Annotated in this window: 12 protein-coding genes and 1 pseudogene; 3 read left to right on the top strand and 10 right to left on the bottom strand. The window is 71.0% G+C overall.

The features are described 5' to 3' along the window. Positions 1-103 precede the first annotated feature (103 nt). The 6 genes from whiA to EAO72_RS04350 form a co-directional block, all read right to left on the bottom strand. Positions 104-1,093 carry a DNA-binding protein WhiA gene (whiA, locus tag EAO72_RS04375; protein WP_024494235.1) on the bottom strand — a complete coding sequence of 330 codons (990 nt, stop codon included), beginning with the start codon at positions 1,091-1,093 and terminating at the stop codon, positions 104-106. Continuing rightward, entirely contained in the window at positions 1,084-2,115 is a 1,032-nt protein-coding gene (locus EAO72_RS04370; protein WP_148015878.1) for a gluconeogenesis factor YvcK family protein, read from the bottom strand. The genes whiA and EAO72_RS04370 overlap by 10 nt, the downstream gene beginning before the upstream one ends. Beyond that, complete coding sequence (gene rapZ, locus EAO72_RS04365) at positions 2,112-3,077, bottom strand: RNase adapter RapZ (protein WP_148015877.1); 966 nt, start codon at positions 3,075-3,077, stop codon at positions 2,112-2,114. Before rapZ ends, EAO72_RS04370 begins: the two co-directional genes overlap by 4 nt. Further along, positions 3,074-5,161: an excinuclease ABC subunit UvrC gene (gene uvrC / locus EAO72_RS04360; RefSeq protein WP_148015876.1), complete on the bottom strand. Its 2,088-nt coding sequence runs from the start codon at positions 5,159-5,161 to the stop codon at positions 3,074-3,076. The genes rapZ and uvrC overlap by 4 nt, the downstream gene beginning before the upstream one ends. Positions 5,162-5,285: 124 nt before the next feature. Next, entirely contained in the window at positions 5,286-6,164 is an 879-nt protein-coding gene (locus tag EAO72_RS04355) for a hypothetical protein (protein ID WP_148015875.1), read from the bottom strand. A gap of 4 nt (positions 6,165-6,168) precedes the next feature. Further along, positions 6,169-6,852: a papain-like cysteine protease family protein gene (locus EAO72_RS04350; RefSeq protein ID WP_148015874.1), complete on the bottom strand. Its 684-nt coding sequence runs from the start codon at positions 6,850-6,852 to the stop codon at positions 6,169-6,171. 227 nt (positions 6,853-7,079) lie between these two features. Between EAO72_RS04350 and EAO72_RS04345 the strand changes: the two genes are divergently transcribed. Then, a complete protein-coding gene (locus tag EAO72_RS04345) occupies positions 7,080-8,006 on the top strand; it encodes a hypothetical protein (RefSeq protein WP_148015873.1) in 927 nt (308 codons plus the stop codon). A 52-nt stretch (positions 8,007-8,058) separates the two neighbouring features. On the opposite strand, the gene EAO72_RS04340 is transcribed toward EAO72_RS04345, so the two are convergent. Together EAO72_RS04340 and uvrA are read right to left on the bottom strand one after the other, a co-directional pair. Next, on the bottom strand, positions 8,059-8,487 hold the full coding sequence (locus tag EAO72_RS04340; RefSeq protein ID WP_148015872.1) for a Rieske (2Fe-2S) protein: 429 nt from the start codon (positions 8,485-8,487) through the stop codon (positions 8,059-8,061). Between the two features lie 301 nt (positions 8,488-8,788). Next, the gene (uvrA, locus tag EAO72_RS04335) at positions 8,789-11,839 is read right to left on the bottom strand and encodes an excinuclease ABC subunit UvrA (protein WP_148015871.1); all 3,051 of its coding nucleotides are present in this window, start codon (positions 11,837-11,839) and stop codon (positions 8,789-8,791) included. A gap of 175 nt (positions 11,840-12,014) precedes the next feature. On the opposite strand from uvrA, the gene EAO72_RS04330 reads away from it, so the two are divergent. After that, positions 12,015-12,704 carry a maleylpyruvate isomerase family mycothiol-dependent enzyme gene (locus EAO72_RS04330; RefSeq protein WP_148015870.1) on the top strand — a complete coding sequence of 230 codons (690 nt, stop codon included), beginning with the start codon at positions 12,015-12,017 and terminating at the stop codon, positions 12,702-12,704. Positions 12,705-12,714: 10 nt separating this feature from the next. After that, complete coding sequence (locus tag EAO72_RS04325; protein WP_148015869.1) at positions 12,715-13,371, top strand: MBL fold metallo-hydrolase; 657 nt, start codon at positions 12,715-12,717, stop codon at positions 13,369-13,371. A 52-nt stretch (positions 13,372-13,423) separates the two neighbouring features. Here the strand turns inward: EAO72_RS04325 and EAO72_RS04320 are convergent, their stop codons facing one another. Next, a complete protein-coding gene (locus tag EAO72_RS04320; RefSeq protein WP_148015868.1) occupies positions 13,424-14,434 on the bottom strand; it encodes a TerC family protein in 1,011 nt (336 codons plus the stop codon). A 263-nt stretch (positions 14,435-14,697) separates the two neighbouring features. Beyond that, positions 14,698-15,885: pseudogene (locus tag EAO72_RS42770) on the bottom strand (TerD family protein); the annotation flags it as partial.

Here is a 15,885-nt window from a genome sequence, read left to right as displayed (position 1 = left end):
GGCTTCCGGTTGTCCGGTGCCCCGCGCTGCGGCGATTACGCAGCGTCAACGCCCGCGGGTGCGCGGCGCGTTCCCCCCGCAGCGCGTCGGCAGGGGGTGCGGATCAGCCGACCAGGCCGTCGGCCAGCTCTTCGCTGAGAGTGGATTCCGTGCTCGGGATGCCGAGGTCCTGGGCCCGCTTGTCGGCCATCGCCAGGAGACGGCGGATCCGGCCGGCGACGGCGTCCTTGGTCAGCGGCGGGTCGGCGAGCGCGCCCAGCTCCTCCAGGGAGGCCTGCTTGTGCTCCATGCGCAGCCGTCCGGCCGCAGCGAGGTGCTCGGGGACCTCCTCGCCGAGGATCTCCAGCGCGCGTCCCACCCGGGCGCCCGCGGCGACCGCGGCCCGGGCGGACCGGCGCAGGTTCGCGTCGTCGAAGTTGGCGAGCCGGTTGGCGGTGGCGCGGACCTCGCGCCGCATCCGCCGCTCCTCCCAGGCCAGCACCGACTCATGGGCGCCCAGCCGGGTGAGCAGCGCGCCGATCGCGTCGCCGTCCCGGACGACGACGCGGTCCACGCCGCGCACCTCACGGGCCTTCGCCGCGATGGAGAGCCTGCGGGCAGCGCCGACCAGCGCGAGCGCGGCCTCCGGGCCCGGGCAGGTCACCTCGAGGGAGGAGGAGCGGCCGGGCTCGGTGAGCGAGCCGTGGGCCAGAAACGCCCCGCGCCAGGCGGCCTCGGCATCGCAGGTGGCCCCCGAGACCACCTGCGGGGGAAGTCCGCGGATGGGACGGCCCCGGCCGTCCACCAGGCCGGTCTGGCGGGCCAGCTGGTCGCCGCCCGCCACCACGCGCACGACGTAGCGCGAGCCGCGCCGCAGCCCGCCGGGTGCCATCACGATCAGCTCCGAGCTGTGCCCGAAGATCTCGAGAATGTCCCGCTTGAGCCGGCGCGCCGCCATCGCGGTGTCCAGCTCCGCCTCGATCACAATCCGGCCGCTCACCAGGTGCAGCCCACCAGCGAACCGAAGAATCGCCGAGACTTCTGCCTTCCTGCAGCAGGTCCGGGTTACGGGAAGCCGAGAGATTTCGTCCTTCACCGCTGGCGTCATCGCCATGGGCCGATCCTTCCATGCATCCGAAAAATACGGTCGTACGCGGCGGCCAACAGCTCCGGATCATGAATCGGATCGCCGTCGGGTGAGGCCACGGGCGCCAGCTCGACTGCGGCGCCGAGCCGTTTTGCGGCATCGGCGAGGGACTCGCGGTCGGGCACGGCGGCCTCGTCGGCCAGCACCACGTCCAGGGCGAGTTTAGGGGCGTGTCGTCCCAAAACCTCCAAATGACGCTGCGGAGAGAAGCCATCTGTTTCACCGGGTTGCGGTGCGAGGTTCAGCGAGAGGACCTTCCGGGCCTTCGTTTCGATCAGCGCGTCCAGCAGATCGGGCACGAGCAGATGCGGAATGACCGAGGAGAACCAGGACCCGGGACCGAGTACCACCCAGTCCGCGTCCAGGACCGCGGCGACCGCCTCGGGGACGGCCGGCGGGTCGTGCGGGACCACGTGCACGGACTGGACCTCGCCCGGGGTGAGCGCCACGGTGGCCTGGCCGCGCACCGTGTCCACCCGGTCCGGATGGTCCGGGTCGTGCCCCTTGACGAGGGCCTGGAGCTCCAGTGGCACGGCGGACATGGGCAGCACCCGGCCGTGCGCGCCGAGGAGCTTGCCGACCAGGTCCAGGGCCTGTACGTGGTCGCCGAGCTGCTCCCACAGGGCGACGATCAGCAGATTGCCGACCGCGTGTTCGTGCAGGTCGCCCTGGGACTGGAAGCGGTGCTGGATGACCTGGGCCCAGGTCTGGCCCCAGTCGTCGTCACCGCACAGGGCGGCCAGCGCCTTGCGCAGATCACCGGGCGGCAGGACGCCCAGCTCCTCGCGGAGCCGGCCGCTGGATCCGCCGTCGTCGGCGACGGTGACCACGGCGGTCAGGTCGCCGGTGATCCGCCGCAGCGCGGTGAGCGAGGCCGACAGGCCCATGCCGCCGCCGAGCGCGACGACCTTGGGCTGCGCCCCGCGCTTGCGGCCCGACAGCGGGGTGCCCCTGCGCAGTCTGCGCAGGCGCATGTTGCGACTGGTCACTCGCGCCCCATGTCCCGGTGCACGAGCACGGTCTCGATGCCCTCGGTCGCGAGCCGGGCGGCCAGCTTCTCCGACATGGCCACGGAACGGTGCTTGCCGCCCGTGCAGCCGACGGCGATGGTCACGTACCGCTTGCCCTCACGGCGGTAGCCCGCGGCGACGAGCTGGAGCAGTTCCGTGTACTGGTTGAGGAACTCCTTGGCGCCCGGCTGGTCGAAGACATACGCGGACACCTCCTCGTTGAGCCCGGTGAACGGGCGCAGCTCGGGAACCCAGTGCGGGTTGGGCAGGAAGCGGCAGTCCACCACGAGGTCGGCGTCGACGGGCAGCCCGTACTTGAAGCCGAAGGACATCACGGTGGCGCGGAGCTCCGGCTCCTCGTCGCCCGCGAACTGGGCGTCCATCTTGGCGCGGAGTTCGTGCACGTTGAGGCTGGAGGTGTCGATCACCAGGTCGGCGTCGCCGCGCAGCTCGCGCAGCAGGTCGCGCTCGGCTTCGATCCCGTCCACGATGCGGCCGTCGCCCTGGAGGGGGTGCGGCCGGCGGACCGACTCGAAGCGGCGGACCAGGGCGTCGTCGGACGACTCCAGGAAGACGATCCGGCGGGTGACGCCCTTGGACTCCAGGTCGGCGAGGGACTCGCGCAGATTGTCGAAGAAGCGGCGGCCCCGGACGTCGACGACGACGGCGATCCGTGCCACGTTGCCCTGCGAGCGGGCACCGAGCTCCACCATGGTGGGGATCAGCGCGGGCGGCAGGTTGTCGACGACGAACCAGCCGAGGTCCTCCAGACACTTGGCCGCCGTGCTGCGGCCGGCGCCCGACATTCCGGAGATGATCACCAGCTCCGGGATGGCCACCGTGCTGTCGCCCGTCTCGATCGAGGTGCCCGTACTCACGTCTGCTGCTCCGTCTGCTCGGTCTGTGCGGTCGTGCCCGTGTTCATTCTCGTGCTCGGTCATGTCGTGCTGCCCCCGTCGTCCTCTTCAATGATCTCTCCTGTGGCCGTGTTCACGGCGGGCGTGGCCGGGGCGGCCGCGGCGAGGGCGACAGCCACTGATTCCGCCGTCCTGCGGCCTATCCCCGGAACCTCGCAGATCTCGTCGATTGTCGCCTGCCTCAGCTTCTTCACGGAGCCGAAATGCTTGATCAACGCCTGTTTCCGGGTCTCGCCCAGACCGGCGACGTCGTCCAGGGGGCTGGACCGGATGCGCTTGGCCCGTTTGGCGCGCTGGTAGGTGATGGCGAAGCGGTGCGCCTCGTCGCGGACGCGCTGGAGGAGGTAGAGGCCCTCGCTGGAACGGGGCAGGACGACCGGGTCGTCGTCGTCGGGCAGCCAGACCTCTTCCAGCCGCTTGGCCAGCCCGCAGACGGCGATGTCGTCGATCCCCAGCTCGTCCAGGGCCCGCTTGGCCGCCGCGACCTGGGGCTGCCCGCCGTCGACCACGAGGAGCTGCGGCGGGTAGGCGAACCGCTTGGGCCGGCCGTCGTCCTCACGGGGCTCGGCGGCCGCGTCCTGGTCGGGGACGACGGGCGCCGAGCCCCGTGAGGACGGCCGCGTCCTGGTCGGGGACGACGGGCGCCGAGCCCCGTGAGGACGCGCGGGGCCGGTCGGGGCGGGGCCCTCCTCCCACTCGCCCGTGCGTTCCTTCTCCTGGAGGTAGCGCCGGAAGCGCCGGCTGATCACCTCGTGCATCGAGCGGACGTCGTCCTGTCCCTCGAAGCCCTTGATCTGGAAGCGGCGGTACTCCCCCTTGCGGGCCAGACCGTCCTCGAAGACCACCATCGACGCCACCACGTCGTCGCCCTGGAGATGGGAGATGTCGAAACACTCGATGCGCAGCGGGGCCGTGTCGAGGCCGAGCGCCTCGGCGATCTCCTCCAGCGCCCGGGACCGGGTGGTCAGGTCGGAGGCGCGCTTGGTCTTGTGCAGCCCGAGGGCCTGCTGGGCGTTGCGCTGGACCGTGGCCATCAGGTCCTTCTTGTCCCCGCGCTGCGGGATGCGCAGGCTGACCTGGGAGCCCCGGCGGCCGGCCAGCCACTGGGAGACCGCGTCGGGGTCCTCGGGAAGGGCAGGGACGAGGACCTCCTTGGGAACGGAGTCGCCGGTCTCCTCGCCGTACAGCTGTTGCAGGGCGTGCTCGACGAGGCCCGAGGTGTCGACGTTCTCCACCTTGTCGGTGACCCAGCCGCGCTGGCCGCGCACCCGGCCGCCGCGGACGTGGAAGATCTGGACGGCGGCCTCCAGCTCGTCCTCCGCGACCGCGATCAGGTCGGCGTCGGTGGCGTCGGCGAGGACGACGGCGCTCTTCTCCATGGCGCGCTTGAGCGCCTCCACGTCGTCGCGCAGGCGGGCCGCGCGCTCGTACTCCATCTCCTCGGCCGCCGCCATCATGTCCTTCTCCAGGCGGCGGATGTACGTGCCGGTGCGGCCGGCCATGAAGTCGCAGAAGTCGTCCGCCAGTTCCCGGTGCTCCTCGGGGGTGACCCGGCCGACACAGGGGGCCGAGCACTTGCCGATGTAGCCGAGGAGGCAGGGACGGCCGGTCCTGGCGGCGTTCTTGAAGACGCCGGCGGAGCAGGTCCGCACCGGGAAGACCCGGAGCATCAGGTCGACCGTCTCGCGGATCGCCCAGGCGTGCCCGTACGGACCGAAGTAGCGCACGCCCTTCTTCTTGGCACCGCGCATGACCTGAACGCGCGGGAACTCCTCGTTGAGCGTGACCGCGAGGTACGGATAGCTCTTGTCGTCGCGGTACTTGACGTTGAACCGGGGGTCGAACTCCTTGATCCAGGAGTATTCGAGCTGGAGCGCCTCGACCTCCGTGGAGACGACGGTCCACTCCACGGACGCGGCGGTGGTCACCATCGTGCGCGTACGCGGATGGAGGCCGGACAGGTCCTGGAAGTAGTTGGCCAGGCGCTGGCGCAGGCTCTTCGCCTTCCCGACGTAGATCACCCGGCGGTGTTCGTCGCGGAATTTGTAGACCCCCGGGGAGTCGGGGATCTGTCCCGGCTTGGGGCGGTAGCTGGAGGGGTCTGCCATGGCTCCCACCCTACTTGCGGGCAGTGACAGCAGGGTGGCTCAGGGATGGTGCCGCGCTCCGGGACACGGCGTGGGGGCACGTGTCCCGGAGTGCGGGGTCATCGGGTCCGCACAGATCCCGCGGTCACGTCGTCCTGCGGCGGTGCCGGGTGCGCAGGACCGTGACGCCGCAGAGGGCGAGTACGGCGACGGCGCCCGCGGCCGCCGCCCCGGAGGTCGCGGTCAGGGCGGTGCCCGCGGCGGTCGTGGCGGTGGCGTCCGCGGCGATGGCGGGCCCCGCGGCGGTGGCCCCGTAGCCCCCGGCACGGCCCGCGCGGGCGTAGCCGGAACCGGGGAGCTTGTCCGCGTACGCGCTGCGCACCCGGGTGCGGTAGGCGGCCAGCGTGGTGCCGCCCGCGCCGACCGCACGCACGGCGTCCCCGTCCAGCGGGAGCACCCGGCTGCCCTTCTGGACGTACCAGGCGTCGATCTGCGGTTCCCGGAAGACGATGCCGCCGGGCAGTTTGCGGGCGCCTGCGGCCGCGTACCGGGTCTCGTCGTCGCCGGTGGCGATGTTCACCACCTGCCAGCTGCCGTCCTTCCCCGGTTCGGGAAGCGTCCACAGGGATGCCTTCTGGCCGTCCGAGGAGACCGCCGTGCTGGCCAGGTAGTCCAGCGCGGCGACGGGCGCCCCGGGCTCTCCCCCGACGAAGTCCGCGGACAGGGTGCGTACGGGCACGGCCGCGCCCTCGATCCGGGGGGCGGCCGCCGCCCTGGTGACGGCGCCCTCGCGGGCGAAGAACCGGGACAGCGTGTTCAGGGTCGTGGCGTCGGTGGCCGCCTCGTGGGCCGCTGCCAGGGCCGCGGGGCCGGCCGAGGGCCCGGTGGCGGCGGCCGCCTGCGGGGCGACGGTGAGCAGGGCCGCGCCGGCCAGCACGCCGGCCGCGGCCAAGGCGGCCGCGACGGGACGAGCGCGGCGCGCGGCGCGGGCAGTGGGGCGGGCCTGCGAACGGGTGGAGGTCATGCCGTCACGCCCCTATCCGGTAGAGCGAGTGGGTCCAGGAGAACTCGCTGTTGTTGACGTACCAGGCGTGCGAGGCCCAGTTGTAGCGGTTGCTGGAGGGCCAGGGATCGCCCCAGTACACCCAGCTGTTCGCGTCGTCGTACCCGTACAGGACGTGCATGTGGCCGCCGCCGGAGGACCACTGGATGCGGGTCTCCACGGGCCGTCCGGCGGTGATCTCGGCCTGCACGGTCGGGTAGCGCAGCCAGCCGGTGACGTAGGAGCCGGGGTTGATGCCGGCCCAGTACAGACCGTCCTGGACGTTGCCGAGCGAGGCCTGCGAGTTGGGGCACTCATAGCCCTGGGCGCGGCCGAACGCGGCGTTGCAGAACTGGTTCTGGGTGTAGTTCCGGCCGAACCAGGTGGCGATGGTGTTGCCGGCGGCGGCCCAGCACCAGTTCGTCTTCTGCTGGGCCTGCATGCTGATGTTCAGCCTCTGGGCGGCGGCGAGGGTGCCCGTCGCGGTGGAGACGGCGGTGGACCGGCCGGTGGCGGTGGCGGAGGCCGCACGGTACTGACCGGCGGCGGTGGCGGTGTGGTGCTGATCGGCGGCAGTGGCGGTGACGGTCGCCGTGGGTGCGGCGAGCAGTACGGCGGCGAGTACGGCTGTCACCGACAGCCGTACCGGCCGGAATCTTCGGTTGCGCATGGCGTTCCTCCCGTGGCGGGGGGTGGGGGATCCAAGGAGCGCGTCCGGACGCTGACGAGGAGCATCAACCGTTGTCGGGAGCGGGTCAACACGCTTCAATGCGGGGGAACACCGCGGTGTGAACGCCGGTGGCGGGTGCGTGAACGCTCTCCCCCGGCCACCTGCGGCCCCACACCCGCCGGCGCGGCCCGGCCGTCGCCCGTCGTGAACGTTCACCTGGAGGACGCATGCTGCACACCGAGGCCGAACTGGCGCAGGTGCTGCACACCGGCCCGTTCCATCTGGCGCTGCGCACCGCCCTCTCGGTACGCGGACTGCCGCTCCAGCGGGTGCAGCACCATCTGGCGCACCGCGGGGTCAAGGTCGGTGTGACCAGTCTCAGTTACTGGCAGCAGGGCGCCCGCCGTCCGCAGCGGCCGGAGTCCCTGCGGGCCGTGAAGGCGCTGGAGGAGGTGCTGGAGCTGCCGGGGAACTCCCTGCTCGGGCTGCTGGGGTCCGGGGAGTCCGGCGGCGACGCCGACCGCCCGCCGGCCCGCTCGTACCGTTCCCTGATGGAGGCCTCCGGAGCGGTGGAGCGGCTGCTCGCGGCGATGGAGTCGCCCTCGGACGGCGGGCTGCACACGGTGGGTCACCAGGAGCGGGTACGGATCGGGCCCGGCCGCCGGATGGAGGTCCGCGGCTCGCAGCACGTCGTGCGCGCCCACCGCGACGGCGTCGACCGCTATCTCGCCGTGTACCGCGGCGACCCGGGCTGCGATCCGGCACGGGTAGCGGTGAGCGCCCGGGAGAACTGCCGGACGGGGCGGGTCCGCTGGGACGCGGAGACGGGGGTGCTGGTCGCGGAGCTGCTCTTCGACACCCGGCTGCGGGCCGGTGAGACGTACCTCTTCGGCTATGGCTTCGAGGACGGTACGGGCGGGCCGTGCGGTGAGTACGTCCGCGGCTTCAGCTTCGGCGGCGGGCAGTACGTGCTGCAGGTCCGGTTCGACGAGGAGGCGCTGCCGGTACGGTGCCGGCGATTCGCTCAGGTCTCGGCGGGGGCGCCGCGCGGGGCCCGGACCGATCTCACGCTCACCGGGCGGCACCGGACCGTGCACCTGGTGGAGCAGGGGGTGCGGCCCGGTCTGGTCGGCATCGACTGGGACTGGGACTGAGACGGGCCCGCCGTCAGGCGTCGGGGCCCGCGATCAGGCGGCGGGCCGGCGATCAGGCGTCGGGGCCCGCGATCAGCTTTCCGCCTTCGACCTTGACCGGGACCGCGGGCAGCGGAACGGTCGCGGGGCCGTGGAGTGCCTTGCCGGTCGTGGTGTCGAAAAGGCTGCCGTGGCAGGGGCAGTGGCCCTCGTTCTTCTCGACCTTGTCCAGCAGGCAGCCCGCGTGGGTGCACTGGGCACTGAACGCCTTGTACTGCCCCTTGGCCGGGCAGCTGACGATGACGCGCTGCTCGCGGTAGAGCTTGGACTCGCCGACCGGGATCTCGTCGGGGGCACCGAGCTCCACGGGCGCGGTCGGGGTCGGCGTCTCGGCGTGCCCGAGCTTCGATTCGGTCGAGCAGGCGGCCACTCCCAGCCCGGCGACGCCGGCGAGAGCGGCGCCCTTCAGCACGGTGCGGCGGGCGGTGGGCTGGCCGGACATGCGGTCTCCACGGGTCAGAGGGGTAGAGGTGCCAGGGCTGCCCGGAGCGCCTGAACAGCGGGGCGGCGGTGACGTATCCGACGATACCGGCGGAGCCGGGCGCCCTTGCGCGCGGGCCGGTCGCCCGCGGTCGTGCCTGGTCAGGGCGGGTGCGGTAAGCGACGGTGCACGTCGTGGGAGGAAGGGACGGGCGGGGCCCTGTCGGGACGCGGCAGGGCGAGGCAGGACGCGGCGGGGCAGGACGCGGCGAGGTGGCGGTCCCTCGGGAGGGACCGCCACCTCGCACCGCGCGATCGTGGTGTCAGGCCTTGCGCGCGCGGGCCGTCTTCTTGGCCGCGGTCTTCTTGGCCGCTGCCGTCCCGGTGGCCTTCGCCGTGGCCGCCTTGGTCGTGGCGGTCTTCGCCGTCGCCGTCTTCCGCGCGGGAGCGGACTTCGCGGAGAGCGCCTTCTTCGCAGCCGTCTTGCGCACGGGCTTGCGCGCCGCGGGCACGGCCGCCTCGCTGACCCGGTCCGCGTCCAGGATGCCCTGGAGGAACTTCCCGGTGTGGCTGGCGGGAACGCCCGCCACGAACTCCGGGGTGCCCTCGGCGATGACCAGGCCGCCGCCGTTGCCCCCCTCGGGGCCCATGTCGATGACCCAGTCGGCGGTCTTGATGACATCGAGGTTGTGCTCGATGACGATCACCGTGTTGCCCTTGTCGACCAGGCCGGAGAGCACCTTGATCAGCTTGGAGATGTCCTCGAAGTGCAGACCGGTGGTCGGCTCGTCCAGGACGTAGACCGTGCGTCCGGTGGAGCGCTTCTGGAGCTCGCTGGCGAGCTTCACCCGCTGGGCCTCACCGCCGGAGAGCGTCGGCGCGGACTGGCCGAGCCTGACGTATCCGAGACCGACCTCGTTGAGCGTCCGCAGATGACGCGCGATGGTCGGGACGGCCTCGAAGAACTCCAGGCCCTCCTCGATCGGCATGTCCAGCACCTCGGCGATGGACTTGCCCTTGTAGTGGACCTCCAGGGTCTCCCGGTTGTAGCGCGCTCCGTGGCAGACCTCGCACGGGACGTACACGTCGGGCAGGAAGTTCATCTCGATCTTGATCGTGCCGTCACCGGAGCAGTTCTCGCAGCGGCCGCCCTTCACGTTGAAGGAGAACCGGCCCGGCAGGTAGCCGCGGACCTTGGCCTCCATCGTCTCCGCGAACAGCCGGCGGACGTGGTCGAAGACGCCCGTGTACGTCGCCGGGTTGGACCGGGGTGTCCGGCCGATGGGCGACTGGTCGACGTGCACCACCTTGTCGACGAGGTCGTCTCCGTCGACCCGCGTGTGCCGGCCGGGCACCGACTTGGCGCCGTTCAGTTCGCGGGCCAGGTGGGTGTAAAGGATGTCGTTGACCAGGGTCGACTTCCCGGAGCCGGAGACGCCGGTCACGGCGGTCAGCACGCCGAGCGGGAACGAGACGTCGATGTCCTGGAGGTTGTTCTCCCGGGCGCCGTGGACCGTGAGCAGCCGCGAGGGGTCGACGGGCCGCCTGATCTCGGGCATCGCGATCGACTTCTTGCCGGTCAGATACTGACCGGTGATCGACTTGTCGTTGGCCAGCAGTTCCTTGAGCGATCCGGAGTGGACCACCTTGCCGCCGTGCTCCCCGGCGCCGGGGCCGATGTCGACGACCCAGTCGGCGACCTTGATGGTGTCCTCGTCATGCTCGACGACGATGAGCGTGTTGCCCATGTCGCGGAGGCGGACCAGGGTCTCGATCAGCCGGTGGTTGTCGCGCTGGTGCAGGCCGATGGACGGCTCGTCCAGCACGTAGAGCACGCCGACCAGACCGGAACCGATCTGGGTGGCGAGCCGGATGCGCTGCGCCTCGCCGCCGGACAGGGTGCCTGCCGCGCGGTTCAGCGAGAGGTAGTCGAGGCCGACGTCGACCAGGAACTTCAGCCGCTCGTTGACCTCCTTGAGCACTCGCTCGGCGATCTTCTTGTCGCGGGCGTTCAGCTTCATGCGGCCGAGGAACTCGGCGCACTCGCTGATCGACATCGCGGCGACCTGGGCGATGGACTTCTCCATCACCGTGACCGCGAGGACGATCGGCTTGAGCCGGGTGCCCTCACAGGTCGGGCAGGGCACCTCGCGCATATAGCCCTCGAAGCGCTCCCGGCTGGAGTCGCTCTCCGCCTCGGAGTGCCGCCGCTTGACGAACTGCACCGCGCCTTCGAAGGAGGGCGTGGTGTAGGCGCGCTCGCGCCCGTACCGGTTGCGGTAGCGGACCTCGGTCTGGATCTTGTGGCCGAAGAGCAGGGCCTTCTTGGCGCGCTGCGGCAGACCCGCCCAGGGGATGTCCGTACGGAATCCGAGGGCTTCGGCCAGGGCGTTGATCTGGCGGCCGAAGTACTCCTTGGTGTGGCCGTGCGACCAGGGATGGATCGCGCCCTCGTCGAGGGACTTCTCCTCGTCCGGGACGATCAGCTCCGGGTCGACCTCCATCCGCGTGCCGATACCCGTGCAGTCGGGGCAGGCTCCGAAGGGGGAGTTGAAGGAGAAGGAGCGCGGCTCCAGCTCCTCGAAGGAGAGGTCGTCGTACGGGCAGTAGAGGTGCTCGGAGTACATCCGCTCACGCTCGGGGTCGCCCTCGGGGAGGTCGACGAAGTCGAGCACGACCATGCCGCCGGAGAGGCCCAGCGCGGTCTCGACCGAGTCGGTCAGCCGGCGCTTGGCGCTGTCCTTCACCGTGAGACGGTCGATGACCACCTCGATGGTGTGCTTCTCCTGCTTCTTGAGCGTGGGCGGCTCGGAGAGCTGGATGGTCGCGCCGTCGACCCTGGCCCTGCTGTACCCCTTGGTCTGCAGGTCGGCGAAGAGGTCGACGAACTCGCCCTTGCGCTCGCGGACGAGCGGCGAGAGCACCTGGAAGCGGCTGCCCTCGGGCAGGCCGAGGACCTTGTCCACGATGGCCTGCGGCGACTGGCGCGAAATGGGACGGCCGCACTCGGGACAGTGCGGCTTGCCGATCCTGGCGAAGAGCAGCCGGAGGTAGTCGTAGACCTCGGTGATCGTGCCGACCGTCGAGCGCGGGTTGCGCGAGGTCGACTTCTGGTCGATGGAGACGGCGGGCGACAGGCCCTCGATGAAGTCGACGTCCGGCTTGTCCATCTGGCCGAGGAACTGCCGGGCGTACGAGGAGAGGGACTCCACGTAGCGCCGCTGGCCCTCGGCGAAGATCGTGTCGAACGCGAGCGACGACTTGCCCGACCCGGAGAGCCCGGTGAAGACGATGAGGGAGTCGCGGGGGAGGTCGAGCGAGACGTTCTTGAGGTTGTGCTCGCGAGCGCCACGGACGATGAGACGGTCGGCCACGCCGGTCCGCACCTTTCTAGAGAGAAGCGGGGGAACTGAGCCCCTGCCCCAGGGTATGGGGGGTGCCACAGCGATGTACGAAGCTTTCGACTCCGAGCGTATAGCACGCGCATTCGATTTACGGACGGCTGATGACTCCTTCACCCGAATGAGTGGCCGACGCTAGGCTCGACCCATGACTGATCATGTGCACGACCTGGCCGCACTGCGAGAAGCGACCGACCGGCTGCTCAGCGCTATCGGGAAACTGGACGACGCGGCACTCGCCGAACCGTCGCGCCTCCCGGGCTGGAGCCGGGGTCATGTCGTCGCGCACCTCTCACGTAACGCCGACGCGCTCGTAAATGTTCTCCAGGGCCGGCCCATGTACGCAGACAGCGAAACCCGCGACGGCGACATCGAGCGCGACGCGCCCCGGCCGCGGACGGATCAGCTCGCCGACCTGGCCGCGAGCGCGGACCGCTTCGCGGCTGCCGCCGCGGCCCCGGCCGACTGGTCGCGCACCGTCACGCTGCGCAACGGTGTGACGGACTCCGCCTCCCGGATCCCCTTCCGCCGCCGCGGCGAGGTCGAGCTGCACCACGTCGACCTGGGCATCGGCTACGAGCTGGAGGACCTGCCGGACGATTTCGTCGCCCGCGAGATCGACTTCCTGGCCGAGCGCTTCGGCCGGCACCCCGCGGTCGTGTCGACGGGCGTGGCCGACGACCGGGGCCGGACCTGGACGACCGGTGGCGGCGCGGAGGGCGGCCCCGTCGGCGTCCGCGGTACCGCCCCCGAGCTGCTCGGCTGGCTCAGCGGGCGCCGCGACGGTTCCGCCCTGACCGTACAGGGCGGAACCCTTCCCGCACTGCCCCCGCTATAGGCTGAGAGGCATGACGTACAGCGGAACGGTCAAGGTCGGCGGGCGCGCGGACGTACACGAGTTGACGGACCTGATGATCTCCAAGGTCGCCGTCGGTCCGATGAACAACAACGCCTATCTCCTGCGCTGCCGGGCGACCGGAGAGCAGCTCCTGATCGACGCGGCCAACGAGGCCGGGACCCTGCTGACGCTGATCGGTGACGACTCGATCGCCTCGGTGGTCACCACTCACCGGCACGGCGACCACTGGCAGGCACTGGGCGAGGTGGTCGCGGCCACCGGCGCGCGTACGTACGCCGGACGGTTCGACGCCGAGGGGATCCCGGTCCCGACGGATGTGCTCGTCGAGGACGGCGACACGATCCGGGTCGGGCAGGTCGCACTGACCGCCCGCCATCTGACCGGCCACACCCCGGGCTCGATCGCTCTCGTCTACGACGACCCGCACGGGGCTCCGCACCTGTTCACCGGCGACTGCCTCTTCCCGGGCGGGGTCGGCAACACGCACAAGGACCCCGAGGCCTTCGCGAGCCTGCTGCACGACGTGGAGACCAAGCTCTTCGCCCCGCTGCCCGACGAGACGTGGGTCTACCCCGGACACGGGCACGACACCACGCTCGGCGACGAGCGCCCGCGGCTGCCCGAATGGCGCGCGCGGGGCTGGTGACGACGGTGGGGTGTGGGCGCGCGGTCCGCGCGCCCACACCCCCCACCTCTGCTCAGGCGTCTATGCCGGCGCTCTTGTCCGCGGGATCCGCGGCCTTCCGCTCCTCCGCGGCGTCCGCCTCGGCCTGCTTCTTGTTGGCGATCAGGCTGGTGATGGTGGTGATCACCAGCACCCCGCAGATGACGCCGAGCGAGACCGGGATGGAGATCTCGGGGACGTGCACCCCGGACTCGTGCAGCGCGTGCAGCACCAGCTTGACGCCGATGAAGCCGAGGATGACCGAGAGCCCGTAGCTGAGGTGGACCAGCTTCTTGAGCAGCCCGCCGATCAGGAAGTACAGCTGCCGCAGCCCCATCAGCGCGAAGGCGTTGGCGGTGAACACGATGTACGGGTCCTGGGTCAGGCCGAAGATCGCGGGGATGGAGTCCAGCGCGAACAGCACATCGGTGGTGCCGATGGCGAGCATGACGACCATCAGGGGCGTCAGGACGCGCTTGCCGTTGTTGCGGATGAAGAGCTTGGTCCCGTGGTACCGGTCGGCGACGCCGAAGCGGCGCTCGATGTTCTTGAGGAGGCGGTTCTCCTCGAACTCCTCTTCCTCCTCGTCGGCCCGCGCCTCCTGGATCAGCTTCCAGGCGGTGTAGATCAGGAACGCCCCGAAGATGTAGAAGACCCACGAGAAGTTGGCGATGACCGCGGCGCCCGCGGCGATGAAGATCGCTCTCAGCACCAGGGCGATCAGCACGCCGACGAGCAGCACCCGCTGCTGGAGGTGGGAAGGCACCGAGAACTTCGCCATGATCAGCACGAAGACGAAGAGGTTGTCGACACTCAGTGATTTCTCGGTGATGAAGCCGGCGAAGAACTCGCCCGAGGCCTGGCTCTCGCCGAACACGAGCAGGCCGAGCCCGAAGAGGGCGGCCAGCGCGATCCAGACGATCGTCCAGATTCCGGCTTCCTTGGTCGACACGTCATGAGGCTTGCGCCCGATGAAGAAGTCGACGGCGATGAGGGCGCTCAGACCAAGAATGGTCAGCGCCCAGAGGGTCCATGAAACGTCCACTGCGCCTCCGGCAGTTCGCTACGGCTACTGATCAGCGTCGTCGCTGCCGGAGGTCTCTTCCACCTGGGCGCGCGGGCTGCGCGCCTGGGCCGGCGCCCCGGGACCGGTCACAGTCCGTACTGACGGGAACGCCGCGATCGGGAGTACTCCCCTCCGCCCAATGAACAGTACAGGGAACACCAAGGAAAGGTAAAGAGAAGGCTAAAGATGATCCAAAATGCCAGGTGGGAGTGGGTGCGGCCGTTGCCGCCGAGTCCGGCGTGTCAGCGATGCCCGGTGCGGCGCGCGGCGGCGACTCGTTCCAGAACCTGCTCCAGCACACGGCTGCCGGGCGGCGTCGCGGGCGGCTCGTACGTCCAGGCGTGACCGACCCAGGGGTCGGCCAGATGGTCGTCGGCGACTGGGGTGACGCGGAGCAGGGACCGCCACAGCGGGTCGAGCACCGGACCGTACGCGGAGGCGTCCTCCCGGTCCGCGACCATCATGAGATGCACGCCGACGGCGGGCCCCTCGTCGGCGAGGTAGCGCAACTGGGTGACCGCACGGTCGTCGAAGCCGTGCGGGAAGTCGTTGACGATCAGCAGTTGCTCGGCCGGGTCCAGGTCGGGCGGCAGCGAATCCGCGGCTCCGGCCCTGATGGCCATCTGCACGAGGTCGACGCGCCGGGTGAGGTGGGCGAGAACGGAGGACACTCCCCCGGGGCCGGACGCGGGCGGGCTCGCGAGCACCCCGGCGGTGACCAGCGGCGCCAGCGCCGTGGCGGCGGAGCCCGCCGGGTCGATGACATGGACCGAGAACTCGTTCGGCGGGTAGACGGCAAGCATCCGCGCCGCGTGCAGGACGGCGCTCTCCATGGCCAGCCGGCGCAGCTGGTCCGTATCGGTCAGGGCCGCGGCCTCGGAAGCCGTCCGCCCGCTGTCGATCCACATGCCGCGCTCCAGCGGCAGCCGGACGAGCAGCGGAATGCTCATCCCGCTGCTTTCCGGCAGGTGGAGGTCCCCGATCCGCAGGGCCATCGGGATCTCCATCGGGACGCGGTAGGCGTGCCAGACGGGGTTGTCCCAGCCCGCGTACGCGGCAGGCAGCGCCGGCTCCACCACAGCGGACTCGGCGGCGAGCTGGGCGAGGTCGCGGTCCAGTGCCTCGCGGGCCCGGCCGGTCAGCTCGTCGCGCTTGGCCCGGGCCTGTTCACGGGCCCGGTCACCCGCGCCGCCGATCCGGCTGCGCGGATCGGACAGGGTCCGCTCCAGCTCCTGGTCCATCCGGGATTCGGCGAAGTCGACGGCGCTGCGGTATGCGGCGGTCGCCCGGGCCAGGTCCTCGAACATGCCCCACACCTGGTTGTAGAGGCGCTCGTCCATCGACCAGCCGGTCGCGTCGCCGGCCACGGGGGTCGCGGGCCTGCCGGGCTGGGCGGGCCCGCGACCCCCGTGGCCGGCGACGCGACCGGC

Origin of the sequence: Streptomyces sp. OR43 (genome assembly GCF_008042275.1) — a bacterium.
Classification (GTDB): Bacteria; Actinomycetota; Actinomycetes; order Streptomycetales; family Streptomycetaceae; genus Streptomyces.
Note: the sequence above shows the minus strand (reverse complement) of the source record. Positions and strands in the feature narration are given on the sequence as shown.

Coding starts and splice junctions, on each gene's coding strand:
- whiA (WP_024494235.1), bottom strand. CDS start 1,093: ATGGCGATGACGCCAGCGGTGAAGGACGAAATCTCTCGGCTTCCCGTA.
- rapZ (WP_148015877.1), bottom strand. CDS start 3,077: ATGACCGAGCACGAGAATGAACACGGGCACGACCGCACAGACCGAGCA.
- uvrC (WP_148015876.1), bottom strand. CDS start 5,161: ATGGCAGACCCCTCCAGCTACCGCCCCAAGCCGGGACAGATCCCCGAC.
- EAO72_RS04355 (WP_148015875.1), bottom strand. CDS start 6,164: ATGACCTCCACCCGTTCGCAGGCCCGCCCCACTGCCCGCGCCGCGCGC.
- EAO72_RS04350 (WP_148015874.1), bottom strand. CDS start 6,852: ATGCGCAACCGAAGATTCCGGCCGGTACGGCTGTCGGTGACAGCCGTA.
- EAO72_RS04345 (WP_148015873.1), top strand. CDS start 7,080: ATGCTGCACACCGAGGCCGAACTGGCGCAGGTGCTGCACACCGGCCCG.
- EAO72_RS04340 (WP_148015872.1), bottom strand. CDS start 8,487: ATGTCCGGCCAGCCCACCGCCCGCCGCACCGTGCTGAAGGGCGCCGCT.
- EAO72_RS04330 (WP_148015870.1), top strand. CDS start 12,015: ATGACTGATCATGTGCACGACCTGGCCGCACTGCGAGAAGCGACCGAC.
- EAO72_RS04325 (WP_148015869.1), top strand. CDS start 12,715: ATGACGTACAGCGGAACGGTCAAGGTCGGCGGGCGCGCGGACGTACAC.